Consider the following 19,810-nt stretch of genomic DNA (forward strand, 5'->3'; position numbering starts at 1 on the left):
GTAGCAGGATCGAGTTCATGATCTTGGTAACCGGTGCAACAGGCAGGGTCGGCCGCGCGGCCGTCAACCAACTACATGAGGCGGGCGTCGAGGTCCGGGCACTGGTCCGCCGCCCGGAGGCGGCGGATCTTCCGCCGGGCGTCGAGGTCGTTCGCGGCGATCTGTCGGATCCGGGCAGTCTCGATGCCGCGCTGGAGGGAGTGCAGGGGGTGTTCCTGGTGTGGCCCACACTGGAAGCGGACGCGGTCGCGCCAGAGGTGATTGGGCGGCTGGCCGAGCAGGCCCGCCACGTTGTGTACCTCTCCGCCCGGGGCGCCGACGAGCGGGTCGGCGCGGTACTCGGTTCACACGGCTATCTCGAACGGCTCATCGAGGAATCGGGGGTGGGTTGGACCTTCGTGCGGGCAGGGGGTTTCGCGGCCAATGACCTCGGCTGGGCGGAGTCGATTCGCTCGGAAGGTGTTGTGCGCGAACACTACGATCAATGGGCGAGGTCGGTGATTCACGAGCGCGATATCGCCGCGGTGGGCGTCGGAGCACTGCTCGAGGGCCGTACCGGCACTGTCTACGACGTGACCGGCCCCGAGTCGCTGACCGCCCCGCAGCGGGCGCGGATCATCGCCGACGCGCTCGGGGTGCCGGTGCGGTTCGAGAAGATGTCCAGGGAGCGGATGCGTGCGGTGACGGCTGCGTGGATGCCGGTCGACGATGTGGACAAGGCGCTGCGGGAAATGGACGAGATGACCGCGCGGCCGGAGCCGGTGCTGCCCACCGTCGCCGAGGTCACCGGCGCGCCCGCGCACACATATCGAGAATGGGTCAACGACCACCTTGCCGATTTCCGTTGAACCCCAGCCGGTTTGACGCTCTGCCTCATTCGTGTTCGGCGTGCCACGGCGGGGCGATGATCTGACCCGGCTTCTCGCTGAGAAGATCGACTGCATGAGGTGAGTCGGGTCAGACCTCGCGGGGGAGCAGGCCCTGGGTCAGGTTGGTGACGACCTCGTCCAGCAGTTGCTCGGCGGCCTCCGGGGTGACCATTCCGGAGATGACGAAGCTGGCCAGGCCCTGCAGCGAGACCGCGACCGACATTCCGATGCGCAGCGGATCGCCCGCGACGATCTCCCCGCGTGCCTGTGCCTCGGCCGTCAAGGCCACCGGCACAGCGAAGGCGTGTCGTACTGCGGTTGCCATTTCCGTGCCCCCGGTAGGGCTGTGCTTGCGGGTGAACATCAGCGTCAGCAATGCCGGATTGTCCACGGCGAAGCGCAGATACGCGCGCGCGAGCCGGTGGAAGCGTTGTACGAATGGGCCGTCGGCGTCGGAAGCGCGAAAGGCTGCCCCGAGTCGTTCGAAACCCGATTGCGCCAACGCGTCCAGCAGCGCCTGCTTGTCCCGGAAGTGGCGACTGGGCGCGTTGTGGGTGACGCCCACATCGCGGGCGAGCTGCCGAAGCGAGAGTTGCTCCGCGCCGGTTTCGCGCAGCGTCTGCTCGGCACGCTGGAGCAACTGCTCGCGCAGGTCGCCGTGGTGATACGAACGGGAGGTTGTCATGACGGATGCAGCGTATCAGCAATGTGGGCATTGACCACTTTGTGGGCAGTGTCTACATTGGCGATATGTCGAAAACCAACTGGACCGCACAGGATCTACCGCGCATGGACGGCCGCACCGTCGTCGTCACCGGGGCCAACAGCGGGCTCGGACTGGTGACCAGCCGGGAACTGGCCAGGGCCGGTGCACGGGTTGTACTCGCCGTGCGCGACACCGAACGCGGGGCCGCCGCGGCACGCGAGATCGGAGGTGTCACCGAGGTCCGCCAGCTCGACCTCGCCAATCTCGGCTCGATCCGGGAATTCGCCCGGCGCTGGTCCGAGCCGATCGATGTGCTGATCAACAACGCCGGAATCATGATGGTCCCCGAGGGTCGCACCGCCGACGGTTTCGAGCGCCAGTTCGGCACCAACCATTTGGGCCACTTCGCCCTCGCGAACCTGCTGCTCCCGCATCTGACCGACCGCGTGGTCACGATCTCCTCGCAGGCGCACCGCCGCGGCCACATCGACCTGGCCGACCTGAACTGGAACAAGCGGCCCTACAACCCAAGTGGCGCCTACGGTCAGTCGAAACTCGCCAACCTGCTGTTCACCCTCGAATTGCAGCGCCGCCTCACCGCGGCGGGCTCCACGCTGCGCGCGGTCGCCGCCCACCCCGGCTGGGCGGCGACGAATCTGCAGAAGCACACCCAGAACCCGATCGCGGACTTCGCAATGTCCGTGGGCAACAAGCTGATCGCTCAAAGCGCCACCGCCGGTGCCCTGCCGACTTTGTTCGCCGCGACCCAGGACCTGCCGCCTGCTGCCTACATCGGCCCCGACGGCTTCTACGAGTACCGCGGCTACCCCACCCTGGTGGGTCGCTCCCATGCCGCATCGAATCCCGAACTGGCACAGAAACTCTGGCAGCAGTCGGAGAAACTCACCGGCATCATCTTCTCATCGCTCGCCATATAGCCGCTCGCGACAGAGCCGCACATCATGCTCGAGGCTGCGCGCTCAGAGACTTGCCGTACCAGACCTCGGCGTAGTCGCCGGTGTTGTACGCCGGAATTTCCGCGTAGCCGTGGCGGCGGTAGAGGGCTTGGGCTTCGACCAGATCCAGTCGGGTATCGAGAACGACCCGGGTGGCACCGAGGGCGGTAGCGGCGGCTTCTGCCGCGATCAGCAGGTGTTGTCCTCCACCGGTTCCGCGCCATTGCGGCCGTACGAACACGCGGGTCAGTTCGACGACATCGTTGCCGAGTGCTCGAAGGCCGGTGCATGCGGCAGGTTCGCCGTCGTATCGGCCGAGCAGGAATAGACCGCGTGGCGGGATCAAGTCGTCTGTCGAATCGGCGGCGAGTTCTCGGTCGAGTTCTGCCGGTGTCGATCGGCGGCCCAGATGGAGCAGGCGGTAGCGGTCGGCGACCTCGACGTAGTACTCCCGCAGCAGCGCGGCGGCTTCGGGGTGTCGCACCGGGGCCGGGGCAACGACCCAGCCTGGATGTTCGTCCGAGTTACGGGTCACGGTCGCAACACCTTTCGGGTTTCGGTCGTCGAAGTCGCTGCACTGGTCAAGAGCTGCAACAGATTTCAGTCAGTCGGAGCGCCCCCGCGCAACCGGTAGATCAGACCTCCGCCGAACGTGGCTGACAATGGCGCGAGAATCCAGACGTACCACACGTACGGACTGAGCCAGGCGAGTGCGGCCGTGGCGAGGAAAACCGAGGCGACCGCGAACGAGGCATCGGCGCTACGACGGATATCAGCCGCGACGATGCCCTCGGCGAGTACGGATCGGCGTGCGGCCAGCTCGCGCACCACACCTTCGTTGCCGAACAGCAGCGCCGCTGTCACGGCGAACAGGCATACGGCGAGACTGTTGTCCGTCGCGTGCCCGAACACCGCCGTCGAATAGGGCAGGATCGCGACGAAGAACAAGAGCGGCGCATGCCAGGCGAGAGTGAGCCGATCCAGCAGCGTCACCTCGTAGATCAATGTGTGATGGCGGCGCCATACCGACCACAGCAGGAAGAACGCGAGGACGAACGCCACGAACGAGGCGCGCTCGTGCCACAGGAATGACGCCAGGGCACCGGTATCGACCAGGTCCTCGCCTTCCGGCCGCTTGATCTCGACGACCAGCAGCGTGATCGCGATCGCGAGAACGGCGTCGGCGAACGCGCCGATGCGGTGTGGTGACCAGCCGCTGGCGTTGCTGTTCGCGTCGGTGTGATGCGACATCGGAGTCTCCCGGGGTTATGCGCGGGCTGCGCGTGCGGCGGGCGCGAGTGTGGGCTGCTCGGTGCTGGCGAGTTGTTGCGATCGGAGCGCCAGGATGATCATGACTGCGGGAAAGAGTATGTCGCACACCAGAACTCCACCGGTATTGCCGGGAGCATGGTCGCCGTGGGCGAACCACTGGTAGACGTGGCCGATCGCCGCGCCCCACAGGAACATTCCGGCGCCGAGTCCGATGGTGATGCGCTCACGGGCGCCGGCCGAGGCGGCGCGGAAACCCATGACAGCGAGCCCGAGATTGGCGAAGGCGATCTCGAACTGGAACGGGGTGCGGTCGAAGCCGATCGCGGTGGCCATCACGTCCGGGGCGGTCAGGAAGGCGATCGTCATCCACAGGCTGCCGCAGCCGAGCGCGGCGACGGCCCACCATCGCTGCCACGTCTCGAGAGCAGCCGCACGGGAGGGGCTGTGCCGTGTGCGGACCAATGCGCCGACAACGGCGATCACTATCCACACCAAGGGGAAAGCCGACTGGGCAAGGTACGACATCGCGTTCATACCTTGAGTGTTGCATGGTTAATATTAACCATGCAACACTTACGTTGATCGAGAAAGTCGGCGTCGTGCTATCGACGCGGCTCCAGAAGCTTTGCCAGCGCGGCGGTATCACGCAGGTACTGCTCGTACGGGAAACCCGCTTCCAGCAGCGCGTCGCGCAATTGGTTCTGCAATGGCCTGTCGGTGCTGTGGAAGGCATCGCGCCCGGCTTCGGTGGTGCTGACCAACCGTCGCCGCGCATGCTCCGGATCGGTCTCGACCGCGACGAACCCGGCGGCTTCAAGCGGCCGCAAGGCCCGGCTGACCGCCGGATCGGATACCGAAAGTGCCTGTGCCAGCTGATGCTGGGTCACCGGCTCGATTTCCTCCAGCATTCCCAGCAGGCGTATCTGGCTGTACGTCAAGACCTCGGTCTCGCCGCCGCGTCGGCGCGCGGCCTCGCCGAGTAGATACACCACGCGATGCAGCAGGTCTCCGAGTCCATCGTCCATGAATCGAACGTATCAGAGTCTTGCCTGGTTAAGATTCATCGCCGAGGTCCACCCCGCGCCGAAAATCGTTTGCCGCGTCGAACGGCGGTTTCTAGGGTGGCAGCCATGTGCAGCTTCCAATTCTTCGTGCGGGTGCGCCCGAGCCGGGCTCTGGCCCGCTAGCCGTCGCAGGTAGATCCGTACCCGCGTCGGCAGGCGCGCCCAGGGCCCTTCGAGATCCGTCAATTTCTCGAGGACCCGAAAGGGCATGTGCTGTGGCGCAACGCTTTTCTTCCCGTACCCAAAGCAAGCTCGGCACCGGCGGCGGGCGCACCCCGCGCGACCGGGCTCGCCGTGAGCTCTCACAGAATTTCCTGGTGGACCGTCATGCCGTCGAATCGTTTGTGGCGTTGGCGAATCCGTGTGGACTCGTGCTCGAACCCGGTGCGGGTGAGGGTGCGCTGACTCTGGCACTGGCCGGACACGGCGCGGAGGTGATCGCGTACGAAATCGACCCGCTCCCGGCGGCGAAACTCACCGCGCGCACCCGAAGGCATCCCGAAATCCGCGTGGTACAGGGTGATTTCCTGCGAGCCCGACCCCCGCGCACCCCCTTCGCGGTGGTCGGCAATATTCCTTTCTCGGCTACCACCGAGATCGTGGACTGGTGCCTGAACGCACCCGCACTCACCTCCGCGACACTGCTCACCCAACTCGAATACGCCCGCAAGCGGACCGGTGACTACGGCCGCTGGAGTCTGCGCACGGTGCTGAGCTGGCCAAGGTTCACCTGGACCCTGCATAACCGAGTGCCGCGCAGCGCATTTCGTCCGATCCCGGCGGTCGACGCGGCGATCCTGCGCATCGACCGCCGACCACACCCGCTCGTGGCGGACCGCTCTTCCTTCGAGCGACTCGTCCGCCTCGGCTTCTCCGGGATCGGTGGCTCGATCGGCGCATCACTGAAAACCCGTCACCCACACGCGGATTCGGCTCTGTCCGCCGCAGGCATCGCCCCCGGCACGGTGGTGGCCTACGTTCATCCGGACCAGTGGCTGGCGCTGCACGCGGCGCTCACCGGATAGTGCTTAGGGGCATGGGTTTCGCCAACTCGTAGACGAGCGGCGGCCGCACGGTGTAGAACGACCGCATGCTGATCCGGACACGATCGAATCAGCACGGCGGACAATGGAATGGCTGGCACCGTGCGGCGGCTACTCGTCTCGGGGTGTGACCAACGCAGACGCCTACCGTTCCCGACCAAAGGCAATGCTCATGTGCGATGAGATGAATACATACAGGTCGACCGCTGACCTCATCCCTGCGTGTACCAGCCCGTCTGTCGCTGACGCGGTGCTGTCGTGACCGCCGGAGCCGAACTCGGTGCCCGACTGCTGCGCACGCGATGGGTCGTGCGTGCCCCGATCGCGCTGTTCCGTGCCGGATTGGGGTTCGTCTTCGGCTCGCGCATGCTGATGCTGCAACACATCGGACGCCGCAGCGGCGCAGCACGATTCGTGGTCCTCGAGGTCGTCGATCGACCCGCGCCGCAGGAGATCGTCATCGTGTCGGGATTCGGCAAACAGGCGCAGTGGTACCGCAATATCGTCGCCGACCCACATGTGCGGGTGTGGATCGGAACGCGCCGCGGCGCCCCGGCGATCGCCACCGCGATGAGCGAGCCGGAATCAGCCGCAGCGCTCGCCCACTACGCTCGGATCCATCCCGTAGCGTGGGATCGGTTGCGCGCCACCATCGAACAGGCCACCGCCGCACCGGTCGAGACATTGCCGATGGTCCGATTGACACTTGCCTGACCTGAGCACGAGGTGCGGTATCCACCTGTCACCGCCGAGTCCGCCGGACTCCTCACCAACGGTGGTTCTCACTTCAGGGGCAGGGGTACGCGCCGGTCCATCCACATGCGATGTCACGATGCCCGCTCGCTCGGTGACTGTGTCGGAGTTGTTAGATTGCAGGACAATGACATCCGAGGGTTTGCCAGGGGGATCTGATCCCGCGCACGATGTAACGGCGTCAGTTCGTTCTGTGATCGAGCGGGTGGTCGCCGACGGGCTCCGGCGTGAGTCGATGGTGGGGGCGTCTGATGCACAGATCGAGAGTTGGGCGATCGCGCAGCGTGTGTCGGACGTTCCCGTTGCCGTGCGAGAGGTGTTGCGCTGGATCGGAGTTCGAGGCGGTCGATGGCTCAGCGGAAGCTCGTTCGGAGTCGACGCGGTAGGTGCGAGGTCAAAGGGCGCGGCACAGGCCACGTTGCGGGAGCTCGGCGACACGATGGCCGACTCCGGCGGGATGCTGGTCCTGGTTGATCACCAGTCCTACCAATTCGACGTGATTGGTGGAGCAGACCTGAGTGCGCTCGATCCTCCGGTGTGGGCGATCACTGAAGGCGAGTTCGTGGAGCAGTGCTGGCCTTCGGTGACCGAGTGGCTCAACGCGATCGCACCGGAGGTGGCTCGCGATCGTGAACGCCTAGCATTTCAGCGCGCGCACGGTGAATGGATCGATCCAGCCTGGTCCGAGTACATCGAATTCGATTGAGAGGTTGGCGTCGGTGACTCACGTCCATCGTCGCCCAGTGATGTCGGTACCCGCGCTCGCCGCATATCGCGTTGACCGACATGGCACTTCAGGGGCACCGGAATGCGCGACGGTATGCGCCCGGCGTCGTGCCGACGTGGGCGCGGAAGCGGCGTCGCAGGTTCACTGCCGAGCTGAGGCCGACCCGTGTCGCGATGACCTCGACGGGAAGTTCGGTCTCTTCGAGCAGAGTGCGCGCGGCGGCCACCCGCCGGGACAGCACCCACCCGCCGGGGCTCGTGCCCAGTTGATCGGCGAAGCGCCGGGCCAGCGTGCGCGGCGAGACGTTGAGAAACGAGGCCATCTGCTCGACCGACAGTGGGTCGTGCAGGCGCGCTCCCGCCCAGTCGAGCAGACCATCCAAGGTGTCCGCCGCAGGTGCGGGCGGCGGGTGCTGGGTCTGGTCGCCTTCCCGATGCGGCGGCATGACCATGTGCCGGGCGATCAGCGCCGCATGCGCCGCGCCGTGGTCGCGACGCACCAGGTGTAGGCACAGGTCGATGCCGGCGCCCGCTCCGGCGCTGGTGGCGACGTCGCCGTGGTCCACGTAGAGCGCGCCGGATTCCACACGCACATCGGGGAATTCGCGCGCGAGCTGCTGCGCGCGAGCCCAGTGCGTGGTCGCGGAGCGGCCGTCCAGCAGGCCGGTGCGAGCCAGCGCGAAGACGCCGGAGCAGATCGTCACCAGTCGTGCGCCGCGCGCGTGCGCCCGCAGCAGTGCGTCGCGGACCGCGTTCGATAGCGGCGCGTCCACCGGCGACCAGCCGGGGATGAGCACCGTGTCCGCGGTCTCGAGCGCCGCCAAACCATGCGTCACCGAGATCGCGTACCCCGCTGTCGTCGGCACCGGACCGGGCGTCTCGGTGCACACCTCGAACTCGTAGTGCTGCGGTATCCCGGCCCGTTCCGTACCGAATACCTCGACCGCGCAGCCGAGCTCGAAGGTCGACTGCACCGGCCGCACCAAGGCAACCACGCGATGCATGGCAGAAAAGTACCCCATGCTGTCCGGCGGGACTCTCGCCACCTCCACGGCTACCGGGCAGCGTGGAGCGCATGCACTCCGAAATCCTCGACCAACACGGATACACCTTCGCCACCGTCACCGAATCCCCTGTCCGAGAACTCTTTCCCGGCATCCGGCTGCGTTCGCTGTGGAGCGGACCTTCCGGTGCGCACGCTCACGTGCTGGAAATGGACCCCGGCTCCTCGTGGCCACACCGCGACGTCCACGAGCCGGGACCGGAAGAGGTCTACGTGGTCGCAGGCACCTTCAACGACGGCGCCCGTGACTACGCGGCCGGTACCTTCCTGCACGCACCGGCGGGTACCTGGCACGTCCCCGCGACCTCGACGGGCTGCACGCTTTTCCTCTTCTACCCCGAGGGTTAGCCGACTACCGGCGGTGCGGGCGACCAGATTCCGGCGGCGGTGCCGTTCTCGACATGCTCACGGTAGGTGGCGACCTTGCCTCGAATGATGTCCAGGCTTTCGGTCAGGTCGCTGATCTTTTCCCGGACCGCCTTCTCGTGGGATTCCAACAGCGCGAGGCGTTCTCGTTCATTGCCCGGGCCTGATCGGACCAGTTGGGCGAACTCTCGCAAGGTCGCGATGGGCATGCCGGAACCGCGCAATCGATTGCACAGCAACAACCATTCGACATCGACCGAGTCGAAGGTTCGTTGTCCGCCGGTGGTGCGGGGGATCGGGCGCAGGAACAGTTCCTCGCGTTCGAAGAACCGTAATGCGTGTACGCCGAGGCCCGTGGCCTTCGCTACGTCGCCAATGGACAGACCGTCCGTGTGACCCATCGCCGCTCCCATAGCTTGACCTAGATTGCACTCTAGATTTTAGGTTGGGCCGCATGACACTCACACGGCAATCCCCGATCGGCTCGGGCCTGGGTGCGCACAGCACGGCTGACGACGCACTCACTGGTATCGACCTGACCGGCAAGACCATCCTGATCACCGGCGGTTATTCCGGCCTGGGCAAGGAAGCCACGATGGCACTCGCGCGCGCCGGCGCGCGAGTGATCGTGCCTGCCCGCCGTCGGGACGTCGCCCGCGACGCGCTCGGCGGCATCGCCGGAACGGAGATCCATGAACTCGACCTCGCCGATCTCGACAGCATCCGGACCTTCAGTGAGAGGTTGCTGGACGCCGGCACGACACTCGACATCGTCATCAACAACGCGGGCGTCATGGCCTACCCGCAGCGACATCTTCCTTCCGGCTGGGAGGCACACCTGGCCATCAACCACCTCGGACATTTCGCGCTGATCAACCGACTGCGGCCTGCCCTGGCCGGCGCCGGAGCGCGAGTGGTGTCGGTGGCCTCGTCGGGCCACTTCCTCAGCGATATCCGTTGGGAAGACCCGCATTTCGCGCGCGGTTACGATCACTGGCTCGCGTACGGCCAGTCCAAGACCGCGAACTCACTATTCGCCACCCATCTCGACACTTTCGGCGCGGGAATCGGCTTGCACGCCTTCGCGGTTCATCCGGGTAGCATCCTGACTCCCTTGCAGCGCAACATCTCCCACGACGAACACCTCGCGCAGGGCTGGATCACGGCCGAGGGCCGCCACGCCGAGGGCTTCAAAACCCCGGCCCAGGGTGCGGCAACGGCGGTGTGGGCGGCCACCTCTCCGCAATTGGACAACCGCAGCGGCCTCTACTGCCAGGACTGCGATATCGCGAATCCGGCGACCACCGACGACATGCTCATCGGTGGTGTCAAACGTTGGGCCGTCGATCCGGAATCCGCGGCCCGCCTATGGAATCTGTCGAGCGAACTCACCGGTCTCGACAGTTTTTCCTGACCGCCGATGAGTTTCGGGTGGTTTCATCGTCCAAGCCTCTGAATTGATCGAGAGAAGGAGTTCGATGTGACCAGACCATTTCGATTCGGAGTTGTCGCCCCGATCATGACCGATCTGCCGACCTGGCGGGACAGTGTGCGCCGCATCGCCGGCCACGGCTATTCGACGCTGCTGGTGCCCGACTTCCCGCTGACGCAACCGGCGCCCGCCGCCACGCTCGCCACCGTCGCGGCCACGACCGACTTGCGGGTGGGCACCTGGGTGTACGCCTCCCCGTTCCGCGCACCCTGGCTGACCGCCTGGGAATCGCACTCGCTGTCGGTGCTCACCGAAGGCCGCTTCGAAATGGGCATCGGCACCGGGCGGCCGGGTATCGAGGATGAGTTGCGCGACAAGGGAATATCCGACGTGCCGTCGCCGTCGGCGCGATTGGCGCAGATTCGTGAGACCGTCGCCAGGCTGCGCGATCTCGACGGCCCCGACCTGCATACGCCGGTCGCGATGGCTGTATTCGGTCCCAAGGCCCGGGCGCTGGCGGCCGAGGTCGCCGATACGGTCACCTTCGTACTGGGTGGTCAGCCCCGCGATGAAGTCGCCAGGCTCGCAGCCGATTTCCGTGCTACTTCCGATGCCGAGCTCGCCCTTGCGGTGCCGGCGGTCGGTGACACGGTCGCGCCGCATATGGCGCCGCCCGGCACCGACCCCGCCGCGTGGCGTGCGGCGGACGCGATGACCGTGCTCCCGGAGGACCCTGCGGCCGCCATCGAGGAGATTCAGCGTCGGCGCGAGGAGAACGGCTTCTCCTACTTCGTCATCGGTGCGCACGTCGCCGACCAATTCGCGCCGGTTGTCGCCAAACTCGCCGGACAGTGAACCCGACTACCGCCTGATCGCTATCGAGTTCTCATGCGGCAGCAGGGTTTTCCAGGACGATGGCGACGCCCTGGCCCGAGCCGATGCAGACCCCGATCGCCCCGTACCGCGCATTGCGTTCGCGCAGTTCGGTGGCCAGGGTCAGGACGTAGCGCGCGCCGGTGGCGCCGAACGGGTGACCGATCGCCACCGCACCGCCGTTCGGTGTGAGCTTCTCATCGGGAATGACGAAGCCGCCCAGCTGATTCGGCAGTTCCCGCAGTACGCCGAGCGCTTGAGCGCTGAACGCCTCGTGCACTTCCCAGATGTCGATCTGCTCGGGTGTCAGTCCGGCTCGTTTGAGCGCCAAGGGCAGTGCCCACGCCGGAGCCAGACCCATGTAGAGCGGGTCGATCCCGTACACCGCGGACGACACCACCCGTGCCAGCGGTTCGACACCGAGCTCAGCGGCCCGTTCGCCCGAGGCCAGCACCAGCGCACTGGCCCCATCGGTCAGCGGCGTCGAGTTCCCGGCGGTCATCTGCGTCGTCCCCGGCTGCGGGGGCAGCGCGGCGAGGCGTTCGGCCGTGGTGTCGTCCCGGATGAACTCATCGTGTTCGAACAGCCGCGCGGGCGTCTTGCGGGTTCCCGGAATCTCGACCGGCATGATCTCCTTGGCCAGCCGTCCGGAATCCCTGGCCGCCTTGGCATTTCGCTGCGTGCGGAGCGCGAACGCGTCGATTTCCTCGCGGGTCAGCCCGTAGCGGTTGGCCACGTTCTGGGCCGTCTCGATCATTCCGATGTAGGCATTGCGCGCCAGCAGCACCGGATTGGCCGGACCGCCCGCGCCCGCCCACATGGTGTCGAGCAGGATGACCGGCCCGCGCGGCCCGAACGGAGTGTCGCCCTTCATGTACGCCCAACCCGACCGCGACATTGACTCGACACCGCAGGCGATCCCGACGCCCAGGTCTCCGGCCTTGATCGCATGCGCGATATTGACCGTCGCGCTCAATGACGATCCGCAGAACCGGTTGATCGTCGCACCCGCGACAGTGTCCGGGAAGCCCGCCGCCAGTGCCGCCCACCGCGCGACATCGCCCATGCCCTCGTGGGCCGGATTCACGCATCCCGCGACAATGTCCTCGATCTGATCGAGTCCCAGGCCGACGCGCTCGCACGCGCCCTTCATAGTCATCCCGAGCAGGTCATCGGCCCGAATATGCGAGAGCGAACCCCCGTATTTGGCGAACGGGGTCCTGACTCCACCGAGCACGAACGCATCCGTCATCACGATCTCCTTCGACAGGGTCCTGCGTGTCCGCCAGGATCGATCTTGGCGCTATCGATCTTGCCAGTTCCGCGGACGCGCGGTGCGGTCAGTCTTCGATGCCGAGGATCGCGGCCACGTCCGCATCGGCGCCATCGGTGACCTCGAGCCTCAGGTGGGCGAAGGCCGGGGCCAATGCCGCGAGCGCGGTGGGCCGGTCGCCCTCGATGTCGTGCTCGTGGATGTACACGCTGCGCAATGTCAACGATTCGAGCTGAGGCAGCAGCGGGGACTCGGCCAGCGTCACGAGGGTGTCGTAGTCGTCGGTGTCGAACTCCGCGGCACCCAGGTCGAGATGGCGCAGTGCGGGGAACCCGGCCGGATCCAGGCTGCCCAATTGCTCACCGGGACAGACGGTGCCGAAGACATCGGGACCGATCTCCAGTGTCAATGTCCGAAGGCTCGGCAGCTTGGCCGGGAAGACCGCGCCGTCGGCGAAAACCGCACCGCGCACACGCAATTCGGTCAGCTCGGGCAATGCGTCACCGTCGATATCGTCGAAGAGCAGGCCACCTTCGATGGTGAGTTCGCGCAATGCGGGCACCGCGGCCCACAGGTTGCTCGCGATGTCATCCACGAATCCCTCGTGCAACCACTCCAGCGGATCGATCCGGCCACTGGTGGAGGTGATGGCGGGCTCGAACAGGTCCTCGAAGTCGTGGCCGAAGTACAGGGCGGTCAGCTGTTCGCGGCGGAGCCCGGCAAGTGCCCACGCGGCCCGGCGCGCAGAGTAGTGAAAGTCGGTCAGGTGCAACTCGAGTCGGCGCAGCGAGGCCGAGGCGGGGTCGGTGAGCAGGGCCTCGATCAGCACGGCCTCCCACTGCTCCGGGTCGCTCGCATCCGAGCCGAGCTGCTCCACCAGCGCGCCGCGCACAGCGGTGGTGTGCGGCGATAGCCGGAATACGGCCTCCTGCAACCGGTTACCAGACCAGGTGAGCTGCCAGGAACCGTCAGCGGCCAAAGCTTCGAAGTCGATCACGGCCGCATAGTAGTTGGTGCGCACGACATTTCACGCACACGGGCCTCGTGCGCGGCAATCGATGTGCGCGCTACAGCTCTTCCGCCAACTCTTGCTCCCGAATCGCGGCCAAAGCTATGGCTTTGTCGAATGTCCCGGTGAGTACCGCGCGACGCTGGGCCTTGAACTCCTCACTGGGGCCGAGCTCGTCGATATACCCGTCCCACACCCGCAAATACCGCTCACGCCATTCGCTGAGCACCGCCACCGACGGAATGTTCGCACCAACCCGCGCGGGTTCGACCAGCTGGACAAGGATTTCGAGCCATGCGGGCACCATGTCCCCGCCCCACTCATCGGGTTCCAACGTGGTGTCATCGGACGGATCCTGGAATTGTTCGGCGATATTGCCGATGATGTGATCGGTCAGCTCCCCGAGCCCGTCTGCGGCGGTATCGCTGTCGAAATTCCCCGGACCCCATACACCCATGACAACCTCTCCGGCCGAACGCTTTTGGCGCAGGCAGCGTATCAACACCTCGATTGCCCGCCGTGCGCCGCATCCGGACGGTCGTACGGTGGAACGATGACTGTCGACATCCACGGCCAGCGCCCGACAGCGGCGACTGCCGCAACCGATCAGGATTCCGCTCCAGCAGAGATCGCGAGGGTGTTCAGCGATCTCGAAGCCGCGCTTGTGGCAAGGGATGCCGAGGCGTTCGACAGTGTGTTCACCGATGATGTCGTTTTCATCAATCCGGCGGGTGCGATCTATTCGAACTGGGATCAATTGCACGCCTATCACTCGGCCGCGCTGCGGAACAGCCCGGATGCCGAGTCGCACTACACGATTCTGGCACTGCGATCTCTTGCCGGTGGACACGCGATCGTCAATGTCGAACAGACCCTGCGCACTCCGGATTTCTCGGTAACCAACCGTGGGACATGGGTTTTCACCGAACGAGATGACCGCTGGTGGGTCTGTTCGGTGCACAATACGAATGTGGCCGGCAGCGCCCGAGCCTGAAGCCACTACCTGTCCAGTAGTCGGCGGATCTCCTCATTCGGATACGGGGTCTTCCTGCTCGTTTGCTGAAACGCACGCGTGAACACCGACATTGCTGCGGCGACCGGCGCGTGGCGGGTGAGGACTGCGGCGGCGCCCTCGGGGATGCCCTCCGGCTCCTTGCCCTCGGCAATGTCGTGCGCCATCGATGCGCGTGCCTCCCGGTCCTGCGGGCCGTACAGGGCGTACAGCAGCCAATTCACCAGATAGGTTGCCGTGAAGCCGCGGTCATAGCTCCGGTTCTGCTCGAAGAACGCCGTCTCCCGCGGCGAGAGATCGAACTCTTCGGAGAGCGCGAGGCCGTAGTCGGCGAAATAGAGTCGTCGGCCGTCGGTCAGGACGTTCCAGAAATGCGCGTCCAGGTGCAAAAGCCCGCGGCTGTTCATGAACGAAACTCCCTCGGCCAGTTCTCGTTCCACCATGGCGCAGGCTCGATCGGTGGCCGCAGCACCCGACTCGATCTGTTCGTTCAGCCACTCGTGGAGGGTCTGCGGGATGTACTCCAGGAACAGCGCGATACTCGCCGACGAATCCCGCAGGGCCTCGATCCGATGGCGTATCTGAGGTCGGTTGTCCCAGTAGGCGACGGCGCGATCGACATCGGCGAGTTCGGTCGGCAGCGGTGTCGTGTCCGGCAGTACCCGCCAGTGGTACATCAGCGGAAATCCCTCATGTTCGCCCGCGAGCACCCAGTCGGTCGTCATGGTGTGCACGGCGAGTTCGCGCCACGCGCCGAAGCCCGCCCCACCGATGAGGCCGACGCCGTAGTGGTGGAACATCGGCAACTCGAACAGGTTCGCCGTGGACCGGACATGCTTTGGTCGGCGTTCGAGATCGGTGAGCGGCACACGCTTCACGAAGACCGGGGTTCCGGCGATATCCAGCAGCGCTGACTTCCCGCCGATACCGGCACCGAGCGGTGCGGCCGCATCCACGAGTTCACGCAACGCGTCATCGCTGTGCAGCGCAAGGGCCGTGGAGACAGCGCTGTGTGTGCGAAGTCGCGTCGAGGGCCTAGGTAATGGGCGGGGATCGGTCCGGTCCTGTACCCGACGGACATCGTGGCTTGTCCCCATAACTGCACTCTAGTTTGCGAATTCCGAGGATTGCCGTTCGTCCGGAGCGAGGGATGACCGCTGAGGCAGGATCGGCAGGGGTTGATACCTTCACTCGGCGTGGATGATTCGCTGAATCGTCCCTGCCGTCACCGAGCTGTCCGCTGTTTCGAACTGGAAACCACAAGGCATGTTGGATCGTCCCGCCCATATTCCCGCCGCCATTACTCAAGCTCCGCTCACCTTCCCGTGGACCAATCAGATCTCGATGCGCCTCGACGACTTCGACGGTGTACCAGCACATCTGGGGACCGCGCTGGCGAAGATCAGTTACAAAGGCAGACTGGCTCTCGCGCTGGCCAGTCTGGAATGGGTGGTGTGGCGGCTGTCCGGCTGGATCGATGTGCGGGACGCGCTCGAGCGACTCGAGGCTGCCTGGGTGTTGCAGGTGTCGGTGTCCGAGGTACGCGATTTGGGGCTCGAGAGTGTGCGTGATGACCTCGGTGTGCGCGGCAACCCTGCGGGCCCGTTGCAGGAAGTGTTGATGCGTCTGGAGATCCTGGAATTGATGTTCCGGAAAGGCAAGCCGCAGTTGAGTACCAAGTCAGGCTTATGCGCGGTGCTCGCCTCGCATGTGCTGCCCGCGGACAGCGGATTCGAGGACTGGCTGGAGGTGGCGCTCCACGCGCTGGCGGTCACCGATCCCTGCGCACCCGATTTCGACCGGCGTGCCCTGCGCTTCGATTACAGCGGCGAGGCTGCGGTGCCTCGCGCCTGGTTCGATAATCCGAGCGCCCCTCGTGATCCGGAATCCGCTGTGGCCCAGTGGGATTCCTTCGTCGCCACCGCCCATGCCGGGAACAACCCATACCTCGTACCCGTCGTCACAGCCTGAGTTTGTCCTCCCGGATCGGTAATGTCTGCCCGGTGACCGACGCTACCGACCTGATGCGGATGTATCTGGCCGATCCGGACCAGCCGTTCCCGCCTGTCGAGCTCGCGGACCCGTCCGGATTGATCGCTTTCGGCGGTGACCTGTCGCCCAAGCGGCTGCTGGACGCCTATTCCGCGGGCATCTTTCCCTGGTACAACCCCGGTGAAACGATCCACTGGTACTGCCCGGACCCGCGAAGCATTCTGATTCCGACCGATTTGCGGGTGAGTAAGTCCTTCCGGAAGTCCGTCGCGGCCGCCGATTACGCGGTGACGATGGATCGCGCATTCGCCGATGTGATGTCGAATTGTGCCGGACCGCGTGCCAAAGAGGCCGGAACCTGGATCGGCTCCGATATGCAGGCGGCTTACCTGGAGCTGCATCAGCTCGGCCATGTCCACTCGGTCGAGGTGTGGCGCGACGGTGATCTGGTCGGCGGACTCTACGGTGTCGCACGCGGGCGCTCATTCGCCGGCGAGTCGATGTTCTCCCGTGCCCGTGACACCTCCAAGGTCGCGCTGTATTGGCTCTGCGCCCAACTGACCGCCTGGGAATTCGCTCTGATCGACTGCCAGGTCACCACCAGCCACCTCGGCTCCCTCGGTGCGATCGATGTGCCCCGTGCGGACTATCTGCGCCTACACGCCGAGGCTGCCGCCCGTCCCGCCCTACCCGGCCCCTGGCAGTTCGATATCCCAGTCCCCAACTCCGCCAACCATGTACCGGCGTGAGGGTCTTCGTATCCGGCTTCCGATTTAAGAATCTTGTAAGCACCGAACATGGTCCGCCTTCATAGGGTCGCCGTTATCGCGCCCCTGTGATGAAACGGATTGTGAATGAGCGTTCGAACCGTCGAGCCGGGACTCGATGCCCAGGCATCGGAGCGACCGGAAGTCGAACGCTGGCGGCCTATCACCAGAATTCTGATCCGGTTCGCACTGGTCTATTTCGGCCTGTTCGCACTCCTGACCCAGGTCATTCTGGAATTTCCGGGCCTGGGGGCGCTGGTGCGGCCGATCGTCCAGGAATGGCCGCGGCCGGTGGTCGAATGGACCGGGCGTGCGGTTTTCGGAATGGCTGTCGCACAACGAGATTCAGGTAGCGGGGATACGGCTACGATTGGGTGCTGCTGTTCTGCATTCTCGTGACGGCGGTGACTGTGACGCTGGTGTGGAGCATCCTGGACCGCAGGCGCGTCGAATACCGCAGGGCCGCAGGCTGGTTGCTTGTATTCGTGCGGGTATGCCTCGCGGTGACTATGCTGAGTTACGGCTTCGTCAAAGCCTTCCCGCTCCAAATGCCCTCCCCATCACTGACCCGGTTGCTCGAGCCGTTCGGTGATCTCACCCCGATGAGTGTGCTGTGGAGCCAGGTCGGGATATCCCCGGTGTACGAGATCCTGCTCGGAATCGCGGAAATACTCTGCGGTGTACTGCTTCTGGTGCCGCGCACAGCCGTGGCCGGTGCGCTGCTGACCGTGGTCAGTGCCGCGCAGGTGTGGATCCTGAACATGACGTACGACGTGCCGGTGAAGATCCTGTCGTTCCATATATTGCTCATGGCGCTGGTTCTGGTGGCCCCCGAAGCGCGCCGAATCGTGACCGTGCTGCTGGGCAATGCCGTCGGACCTTCGACCGCACCGCAGCCCTTCCGGACCACCCGCCAACGGCGAGCCATGGCGGGTATCCAAGTGGGACTGCTGATTTGGCTGATGGTGGCGGGCGCGGTCACCGGCGTGCTGTCCTTGCAGCAGCGCGAGTCCAGATCGGAGTTGTACGGGATCTGGGAGGTCGCTTCCTTCACCCGCGACGGACAACTCCTACCGGCCCTCCTCGACGATGAAATCCGCTGGCGTCGAGTGATATTCGACCGGCGCGCCACCGCAGACGTCCAATCGATGAATGATCGATTCCTGCCCATGCGTGCCGAAATCAGCCCCAACGCACACCAACTCCTACGGCGCCCCCGAAACGATCCTGACTCCACCGCCCCGTGGGCGAACCTCACCGTCGACCGTCCCACGCCGAATCAACTGCGACTCACCGGTGATGTAGATGGACATCCGGTCACTGTGGAACTGACCCGCTACGACCTGGCCCGTTTTACTCTGCGACAGAGCGGATTCCACTGGATCAGCGAATTCCCCAACAACAGTTGCGTTTCCGGCCGACCGGCATGCCCCGCACCCTCGGGACTGTCAGTGAGGTGAACAAGGACTACATTATCGCCGTGCCCGATTTCGGGCAGCGGCCTGGTTCAGCGGCCGAGCAGCGACTTCAACTGTTCGGGAACGCGCTCACCGTGGACATGGTTCGCGGCGGCCTCGATGCTTTGCAGGTCGTGGGGCGTCAATTCGACGTCGACCGCTCCCAGATTTTCCCGGAGGCGATGCGGTTTGGTCGTGCCGGGGATCGGCACGAACCATGGCTGCTGCGCCAGCACCCAGGCGAGAGCGATCTGAGCCGGTGTGGCTTCCTTGTCGTCGGCGATCTGGCGCAGCACGTCGATCAGCGTTTGATTGGCGAGCCGTGCTTCTACAGTGAAGCGCGGCAGCATGCGGCGTAAGTCGTTGTCGGCCAGCGATGTACGGGAATCGATCGTGCCGGTCAGATAGCCCTTGCCCAACGGGCTGAACGGCACCAGGCCGATACCCAGCTTCGCCAAGGTCGGAATGATCTCGGCTTCGAGGTCTCGCGTCCAGAGCGAGTATTCACTTTGCAGCGCGGTCACGGGCTGCACAGCGTGGGCGCGGCTGATTGTCGTCGCACCGGCCTCCGATAGACCGAAATGCTTGACCTTGCCTTCGGCGATCAGTTCCTTGACTGTGCCCGCGACGTCTTCGATGGGTACGTCGGGATCGACACGGTGTTGGTAGAGCAGGTCGATGCGATCGGTTCGCAGACGCTGGAGCGAGGCCTCGGTCACTCGACGGATCTGCTCGGGTCGGCTATCGAGCCCCGAGGTCGGGGTCGGGCCGTGCTCTCCGTGCGCCAGGCCGAATTTGGTGGCGATCACCACCTGGTCGCGAACCGGCGCCAGCGCCTGACCGACCAGCTCTTCATTGGTGAATGGACCATAGACTTCCGCGGTGTCGAAGAACGTCACACCGTGCTCGACTGCGGTCCGCAGCAGCTTCGTCATCTCGGCCGGGTCCGGGGTCGTCCCGTAGAAAAAGCTCATGCCCATACAGCCGAGGCCCAGGGCTGAGACTTCGAGGTGCTGTCCGAGTTTGCGTGTCTGCACTGGAGAATGCTCCTTCGGTTGAGGTTGTCCCGGCTATGGCTCCGCTGTATGGCGGGCCGGTAACAGCACGTTATGACCGCCTTGCATGGGTGGGGAGGGCCCGCTCATACAGGTACGGTCATTACCCCCTTGTCCGAGCG

Annotated in this window: 24 protein-coding genes; 12 read left to right on the plus strand and 12 right to left on the minus strand. The window is 65.2% G+C overall.

Annotated features, from left to right (window positions below):
• Positions 1 to 17 precede the first annotated feature (17 nt).
• A complete protein-coding gene (locus ACFC4D_RS13010) occupies positions 18 to 848 on the plus strand; it encodes an SDR family oxidoreductase (protein ID WP_376062919.1) in 831 nt (276 codons plus the stop codon).
• A 109-nt stretch (positions 849 to 957) separates the two neighbouring features.
• On the opposite strand, the gene ACFC4D_RS13015 is transcribed toward ACFC4D_RS13010, so the two are convergent.
• Entirely contained in the window at positions 958 to 1,554 is a 597-nt protein-coding gene (locus ACFC4D_RS13015; protein WP_376062921.1) for a TetR/AcrR family transcriptional regulator, read from the minus strand.
• 65 nt (positions 1,555 to 1,619) lie between these two features.
• On the opposite strand from ACFC4D_RS13015, the gene ACFC4D_RS13020 reads away from it, so the two are divergent.
• Entirely contained in the window at positions 1,620 to 2,513 is an 894-nt protein-coding gene (locus tag ACFC4D_RS13020) for an oxidoreductase (RefSeq protein WP_376062922.1), read from the plus strand.
• A 22-nt stretch (positions 2,514 to 2,535) separates the two neighbouring features.
• Here ACFC4D_RS13020 and ACFC4D_RS13025 read toward each other — a convergent pair whose 3' ends face one another.
• The 4 genes from ACFC4D_RS13025 to ACFC4D_RS13040 form a co-directional block, all read right to left on the minus strand.
• Positions 2,536 to 3,066 carry a GNAT family N-acetyltransferase gene (locus tag ACFC4D_RS13025; protein WP_376062924.1) on the minus strand — a complete coding sequence of 177 codons (531 nt, stop codon included), beginning with the start codon at positions 3,064 to 3,066 and terminating at the stop codon, positions 2,536 to 2,538.
• Positions 3,067 to 3,131: 65 nt separating this feature from the next.
• Positions 3,132 to 3,782: a TMEM175 family protein gene (locus ACFC4D_RS13030; protein WP_376062925.1), complete on the minus strand. Its 651-nt coding sequence runs from the start codon at positions 3,780 to 3,782 to the stop codon at positions 3,132 to 3,134.
• A 15-nt stretch (positions 3,783 to 3,797) separates the two neighbouring features.
• Entirely contained in the window at positions 3,798 to 4,337 is a 540-nt protein-coding gene (locus tag ACFC4D_RS13035) for a DUF6790 family protein (RefSeq protein WP_376062926.1), read from the minus strand.
• Positions 4,338 to 4,405: 68 nt separating this feature from the next.
• Positions 4,406 to 4,828, minus strand: a complete 423-nt coding sequence (locus ACFC4D_RS13040; RefSeq protein ID WP_376062927.1) for a MarR family winged helix-turn-helix transcriptional regulator — start codon at positions 4,826 to 4,828, stop codon at positions 4,406 to 4,408.
• 254 nt (positions 4,829 to 5,082) lie between these two features.
• Here ACFC4D_RS13040 and erm point away from each other — a divergent pair, with 254 nt between their 5' ends.
• The 3 genes from erm to ACFC4D_RS13055 all read left to right on the plus strand — a co-directional run bounded on the left by erm (position 5,083) and on the right by ACFC4D_RS13055 (position 7,369).
• Entirely contained in the window at positions 5,083 to 5,892 is an 810-nt protein-coding gene (gene erm, locus ACFC4D_RS13045; RefSeq protein WP_376062928.1) for an ErmE/ErmH/ErmO/ErmR family 23S rRNA (adenine(2058)-N(6))-methyltransferase, read from the plus strand.
• Between the two features lie 276 nt (positions 5,893 to 6,168).
• The gene (locus ACFC4D_RS13050) at positions 6,169 to 6,624 is read left to right on the plus strand and encodes a nitroreductase family deazaflavin-dependent oxidoreductase (RefSeq protein ID WP_376062929.1); all 456 of its coding nucleotides are present in this window, start codon (positions 6,169 to 6,171) and stop codon (positions 6,622 to 6,624) included.
• 232 nt (positions 6,625 to 6,856) lie between these two features.
• Positions 6,857 to 7,369, plus strand: coding sequence for a hypothetical protein (locus ACFC4D_RS13055; RefSeq protein WP_376062930.1), 513 nt, complete (start codon positions 6,857 to 6,859; stop codon positions 7,367 to 7,369).
• 88 nt (positions 7,370 to 7,457) lie between these two features.
• Here the strand turns inward: ACFC4D_RS13055 and ACFC4D_RS13060 are convergent, their stop codons facing one another.
• A complete protein-coding gene (locus ACFC4D_RS13060; RefSeq protein ID WP_376062931.1) occupies positions 7,458 to 8,393 on the minus strand; it encodes a GlxA family transcriptional regulator in 936 nt (311 codons plus the stop codon).
• A gap of 71 nt (positions 8,394 to 8,464) precedes the next feature.
• Here ACFC4D_RS13060 and ACFC4D_RS13065 point away from each other — a divergent pair, with 71 nt between their 5' ends.
• Positions 8,465 to 8,800, plus strand: coding sequence for a cupin domain-containing protein (locus tag ACFC4D_RS13065; RefSeq protein WP_376062933.1), 336 nt, complete (start codon positions 8,465 to 8,467; stop codon positions 8,798 to 8,800).
• Here the strand turns inward: ACFC4D_RS13065 and ACFC4D_RS13070 are convergent.
• Positions 8,797 to 9,219, minus strand: coding sequence for a MerR family transcriptional regulator (locus ACFC4D_RS13070; protein ID WP_376062934.1), 423 nt, complete (start codon positions 9,217 to 9,219; stop codon positions 8,797 to 8,799). The two genes, ACFC4D_RS13065 and ACFC4D_RS13070, sit on opposite strands and share 4 nt — an antisense overlap.
• Before the next feature lie 53 nt (positions 9,220 to 9,272).
• Between ACFC4D_RS13070 and ACFC4D_RS13075 the strand changes: the two genes are divergently transcribed.
• Together ACFC4D_RS13075 and ACFC4D_RS13080 are read left to right on the plus strand one after the other, a co-directional pair.
• Positions 9,273 to 10,232: an oxidoreductase gene (locus ACFC4D_RS13075; protein WP_376062935.1), complete on the plus strand. Its 960-nt coding sequence runs from the start codon at positions 9,273 to 9,275 to the stop codon at positions 10,230 to 10,232.
• A gap of 66 nt (positions 10,233 to 10,298) precedes the next feature.
• Entirely contained in the window at positions 10,299 to 11,105 is an 807-nt protein-coding gene (locus tag ACFC4D_RS13080) for an LLM class flavin-dependent oxidoreductase (protein ID WP_376062936.1), read from the plus strand.
• A gap of 31 nt (positions 11,106 to 11,136) precedes the next feature.
• Here ACFC4D_RS13080 and ACFC4D_RS13085 read toward each other — a convergent pair whose 3' ends face one another.
• The 3 genes from ACFC4D_RS13085 to ACFC4D_RS13095 all read right to left on the minus strand — a co-directional run bounded on the left by ACFC4D_RS13085 (position 11,137) and on the right by ACFC4D_RS13095 (position 13,862).
• Positions 11,137 to 12,375, minus strand: coding sequence for a thiolase family protein (locus ACFC4D_RS13085; RefSeq protein WP_376062937.1), 1,239 nt, complete (start codon positions 12,373 to 12,375; stop codon positions 11,137 to 11,139).
• 88 nt (positions 12,376 to 12,463) lie between these two features.
• On the minus strand, positions 12,464 to 13,393 hold the full coding sequence (locus tag ACFC4D_RS13090; protein ID WP_376062938.1) for a hypothetical protein: 930 nt from the start codon (positions 13,391 to 13,393) through the stop codon (positions 12,464 to 12,466).
• Between the two features lie 70 nt (positions 13,394 to 13,463).
• Positions 13,464 to 13,862: a DUF4259 domain-containing protein gene (locus ACFC4D_RS13095; RefSeq protein WP_376062939.1), complete on the minus strand. Its 399-nt coding sequence runs from the start codon at positions 13,860 to 13,862 to the stop codon at positions 13,464 to 13,466.
• 96 nt (positions 13,863 to 13,958) lie between these two features.
• Here ACFC4D_RS13095 and ACFC4D_RS13100 point away from each other — a divergent pair, with 96 nt between their 5' ends.
• Positions 13,959 to 14,399, plus strand: a complete 441-nt coding sequence (locus tag ACFC4D_RS13100) for a YybH family protein (protein ID WP_376062940.1) — start codon at positions 13,959 to 13,961, stop codon at positions 14,397 to 14,399.
• A gap of 5 nt (positions 14,400 to 14,404) precedes the next feature.
• On the opposite strand, the gene ACFC4D_RS13105 is transcribed toward ACFC4D_RS13100, so the two are convergent.
• Positions 14,405 to 15,385 carry a protein kinase family protein gene (locus ACFC4D_RS13105; protein ID WP_376062941.1) on the minus strand — a complete coding sequence of 327 codons (981 nt, stop codon included), beginning with the start codon at positions 15,383 to 15,385 and terminating at the stop codon, positions 14,405 to 14,407.
• A 298-nt stretch (positions 15,386 to 15,683) separates the two neighbouring features.
• Between ACFC4D_RS13105 and ACFC4D_RS13110 the strand changes: the two genes are divergently transcribed.
• The 3 genes from ACFC4D_RS13110 (at position 15,684) to ACFC4D_RS13120 (ending at position 18,636) form a co-directional block, all read left to right on the plus strand.
• Positions 15,684 to 16,388: a hypothetical protein gene (locus ACFC4D_RS13110; RefSeq protein WP_376062943.1), complete on the plus strand. Its 705-nt coding sequence runs from the start codon at positions 15,684 to 15,686 to the stop codon at positions 16,386 to 16,388.
• Between the two features lie 32 nt (positions 16,389 to 16,420).
• Positions 16,421 to 17,158: a leucyl/phenylalanyl-tRNA--protein transferase gene (aat, locus tag ACFC4D_RS13115; protein WP_376062944.1), complete on the plus strand. Its 738-nt coding sequence runs from the start codon at positions 16,421 to 16,423 to the stop codon at positions 17,156 to 17,158.
• A gap of 422 nt (positions 17,159 to 17,580) precedes the next feature.
• The gene (locus ACFC4D_RS13120) at positions 17,581 to 18,636 is read left to right on the plus strand and encodes a DoxX family protein (RefSeq protein WP_376062945.1); all 1,056 of its coding nucleotides are present in this window, start codon (positions 17,581 to 17,583) and stop codon (positions 18,634 to 18,636) included.
• 47 nt (positions 18,637 to 18,683) lie between these two features.
• Here ACFC4D_RS13120 and ACFC4D_RS13125 read toward each other — a convergent pair whose 3' ends face one another.
• On the minus strand, positions 18,684 to 19,670 hold the full coding sequence (locus ACFC4D_RS13125; protein ID WP_376062947.1) for an aldo/keto reductase: 987 nt from the start codon (positions 19,668 to 19,670) through the stop codon (positions 18,684 to 18,686).
• Between the last annotated feature and the right edge of the window lie 140 nt (positions 19,671 to 19,810).

The sequence above is a fragment of the Nocardia sp. NPDC056000 genome, from assembly GCF_042269265.1.
Lineage (GTDB): Bacteria > Actinomycetota > Actinomycetes > Mycobacteriales > Mycobacteriaceae > Nocardia.